Source organism: Acidovorax sp. HMWF029, from assembly GCF_003060895.1.
Taxonomy (GTDB): Bacteria; Pseudomonadota; Gammaproteobacteria; order Burkholderiales; family Burkholderiaceae_C; genus Acidovorax.
Window position 1 is genome coordinate 1 of sequence record NZ_QAIH01000300.1, and the last position, 3,791, is coordinate 3,791.

The 3,791-nt window shown below is 62.5% G+C and carries 4 protein-coding genes; 3 read left to right on the forward strand and 1 reads right to left on the reverse strand.

Translation table 11 applies throughout. The features are described 5' to 3' along the window. A partial coding sequence (locus DBR12_RS20365) for an energy transducer TonB (RefSeq protein ID WP_146185589.1) occupies positions 1-294 on the forward strand: 294 nt, incomplete at its 5' end. Positions 295-498: 204 nt separating this feature from the next. Here the strand turns inward: DBR12_RS20365 and DBR12_RS20370 are convergent. Next, positions 499-1,839 carry an MFS transporter gene (locus DBR12_RS20370; RefSeq protein WP_108618894.1) on the reverse strand — a complete coding sequence of 447 codons (1,341 nt, stop codon included), beginning with the start codon at positions 1,837-1,839 and terminating at the stop codon, positions 499-501. Positions 1,840-2,081: 242 nt separating this feature from the next. Between DBR12_RS20370 and cyoA the strand changes: the two genes are divergently transcribed. Both cyoA and DBR12_RS20380 read left to right on the forward strand, forming a co-directional pair. Beyond that, on the forward strand, positions 2,082-3,146 hold the full coding sequence (cyoA, locus tag DBR12_RS20375; protein WP_108618895.1) for a ubiquinol oxidase subunit II: 1,065 nt from the start codon (positions 2,082-2,084) through the stop codon (positions 3,144-3,146). Positions 3,147-3,239: 93 nt separating this feature from the next. After that, a partial coding sequence (locus tag DBR12_RS20380) for a cbb3-type cytochrome c oxidase subunit I (protein WP_233244977.1) occupies positions 3,240-3,791 on the forward strand: 552 nt, incomplete at its 3' end.

The following is a 3,791-nucleotide window of genomic DNA, read 5'->3' on the forward strand; positions in this document are numbered from 1 at the left end:
GGCACAGCCCAGCGAAGTGCAGGTCCGTCGGGCAGCTATGGCGGCAAGGTCGCCGCCAAGGTCAAGCCCAACATCGTGTACCCCGATGCGATCTCGGGCAACCCACGCGCCGAGGTCGAGGTGCGCCTGTCCCCCGACGGCACCATCGTGGGCAAGCGCCTGGTGCAACCCAGCGGCAACAAGGCCTGGGACGACGCCGTGCTGCGCGCGCTGGACAAGACCGAGACCCTGCCACGCGACGTGGATGGGCGGGTGCCGTCTTCGCTGACCATTGGTTTCAAGCCCCAGGACTGAAGCTGGCGGGATCACCCGACATCCACCCCAGCCGTTCGGACTGAGGCTCTCGCGAAGCCCGGCACCGCGCCCCGCGTCAAAAAACAAAAACGCCCGGTATCTACCGGGCGTTTTTTATGCTTTTTTGGCCTCTACCGCCTGATAGACAAGCCCAAGCAGCTATCAATAGAGTAGCAAATCACCTGGACATCCTCCATCAGGCATTTACCGATCCCGCCGCTCCATGCGCCGGTTCAGGTTCAGCGCGCCCAGTGTGCAGGCCACGCCGGACAGCAGGTACACCGTCACGGCCAGCAGGCCGAACTGGGCCGACAGGTACAGGGCCACCAGGGGCGCAAAGGCCGCGCCGATGATCCAGGCCAGGTCGGCCGACAGAGCCGCGCCGGTGTAGCGGTACTGGGGCGAGAAATTGGCCGTCACGGTGCCCGAGGCCTGGCCATAAGACAGGCCCAGCAGCACAAAACCCAGCAGCAGGAACATGGTGCTGCCCACCTCACCAGAATTGAGAAGCACGGGTGCCATGAAGCTGAACACGCCAATCAACACGGCCATGCCGCCCAGCAGCTTGCGGCGGCCCAGGTGGTCCGACAGCCAGCCGGACACCATGATGGCGCCAGCGGCGAGGAAGGCACCCACGATCTGCACGCCCAAAATCTGTGTGACGGGCTGCTCGGAATACAACGTGATCCACGACAGCGGGAACACGGTGACCAGGTGGAACAACGCAAAGCTGGCCAGCGCCGCAAACGCACCCAGCAGCACGTTGCTGCCCTCGTCGCGCATCACACGGCTCACGGGCACGGGCTGCAGTTCACGGTCTTGCAGCAGCTCGGTGTACGACTGCCCCACCACCAGGCGCAGACGGGCAAACAAGGCCACCACGTTCACGGCAAAGGCCACAAAGAAGGGATAACGCCAGCCCCAGGCCAGGAACTCCTGCACGGAAAGGCTGCTGTACAGATAGGCGAACAGGCCAGCCGCCAGCACAAATCCCACCGGTGCTCCAAGCTGTCCAATCATGGCAAACCAGCCTCGGCGCTCCTTGGGGGCCGACATGGCCAGCAGCGATGGCAGTCCATCCCACGAACCACCAAGCGCCAGCCCCTGGCCGATGCGCAGCACCAGCAGCGCCACCACAGCAGCCAGGCCGATGTCCTTGTAGCCTGGCAAAAAAGCCATCCCGACCGTGCACACGCCCAGCAGGAAGAGCGCAACGGTCAGCTTGGTGCCCCGACCCCAGCGCCGCTGGATGGCCATGGAGATGGCCGTACCCACGGGGCGCACGACAAAAGCGACCGCCAGCAGCGCAAAGCCCATCAGCGTGCCATCCAGGCGCGACAGGAAGGGGAACAAAAAGGACGGGAAGACGAGAACGCAGGCGATCCCGAAAACGAAGAAGTCGAAATACTCGGACGAACGTCCAATGATCACGCCCACAGCGATTTCGCTGGGGGTGACATCTTCATGCGTATCAGCCCGCGAGAGAGAGGCGGGGCTTTCTTCAAAGCCGGCCGCAGGGTAGGTGGCAGAGGCGGGACTGCTCATGAACAAGGCTCCTTGTCGTTGTGTGAATAAGACAACACCGTTCTACACGCAACTACAACCGGCCACAAGTGCGGTTTTACTGATCTGACTGCAGGACAACACCCCTCCTCGCACCAAACTGGGGCAAGCCTCGTTGACCTTGGACAAAATGTCCAATGTACAAATTCGCTAGGGCTATTACATTCGGCTGCACTACGTTATCCGCGTTTACCCGTAATTGAACGCCCCGATTGCGCTTCCACATGCCCAAACTCTCACTCCCCCGCGTGCCCGCCTGGCTGGCCGCCATGGCTGCCATAGTCAGCCTGGCTGGCTGCAGCAAGGCAGTCGTTCTCAACCCCGCTGGCGACATCGCTGCACAGCAAGGACTCATGGTCATCCAGGCCACGTTGCTGATGCTGATCATCATCGTGCCGGTGATTGCCCTGACCCTGTGGTTTGCCTGGAAGTACCGCCAGAGCAACACCGCCAATACCGAAGACGACTACGACCCCGACTGGCACCACTCCACCTCGCTGGAGCTGGTGATCTGGACCGTGCCTCTTCTGATCATCATCGCGCTGGGGGCGCTGACATGGATCGGCACCCACAAGCTCGACCCCTACCGCCCCCTGGACCGCATCTCGGACACCAAGCCGCTGGATGCGCAGTCGACGCCTATGGAAGTGCAGGTGGTGGCCATGGACTGGAAGTGGCTGTTTTTCTACCCCGAGCTGGGCATTGCCACCGTGAATGAACTGGCCGCGCCGGTGGACCGTCCCATCCTGTTCAAGCTCACAGCCACGTCCACCATGAACGCGTTCTACGTGCCCGACCTGGCCGGCATGATCTATGCGATGCCCGGCATGCAGACTGAGCTGAACGCAGTGATCAACAAGCCCGGCGTGTACAAGGGCATGTCCTCGCACTACAGCGGCTCCGGCTTCTCGGGTATGACGTTCAAGTTCCATGGCCTGAGCCAGGGCGACTTCGATCAGTGGGTGGCCCGAAACAAGTCCGAAGGCAAGTCCCTGACGCGCCAAGCCTATCTGGACCTGGTCAAGCCCAGCGAGCGCGACCCAGTGCAGCGCTTTGCCAGCGTCGAAGACGGCCTGTACGACAAGGTGCTGAACCGCTGCGTCGAGGACGGCAAGATGTGCATGCACCACATGATGTCCATCGACGAGCGCGGTGGCGAGGCCTTCATGAAGGCCCAGGGCCTGAACCTGCCCCAGGACGTGTGCACCGTGGGCAACGCCGCCCAGGTGGTGGCTGCCCTTGAAGCGCGCCACGCCACGGCCTACGACCGCACCCTATCCCGCCAATGATCCGCGCATAAGAGACTGACGAACATGTCCACCTCACCCGTTGTAACCGAACCGCATTGGGCCCTGGGCCGAATCACCTGGGATTCCATACCGATGGCGCACGAGCCCATCGTGCTGTGGACCTTCATCGCCACCATGCTGGGTGGCCTGGCCGTGATGGCTGGCATCACCAAATTCAAGCTCTGGGGCCCGCTCTGGCGTGACTGGATCTGCAGCATCGACCACAAGCGCATCGGCATCATGTACATGATCCTGGGCCTGGTGATGCTGCTGCGCGGCTTTGCCGACGCCGTGATGATGCGCCTGCAACAGGCCATGGCCTTTGGCGACAACATGGGCTACCTGCCGCCGCACCACTACGACCAGATCTTCACGGCCCACGGCGTGATCATGATCTTCTTCGTGGCGATGCCACTGGTCACGGGCCTGATGAACTACCTCGTGCCGCTGCAGATTGGCGCGCGCGACGTGTCGTTCCCGTTCCTCAACAACTTCAGCTTCTGGATGACCACCGCCGGTGCCGTGCTGGTGATGGTGTCGCTGTTCCTGGGCGAGTTCTCCACTGCGGGCTGGCTGGCGCTTTCGAACCTGGGGGCGCAGAACCCGGGGGTGGGGCTGGACTACTACATCTGGGCGCTTCAGATC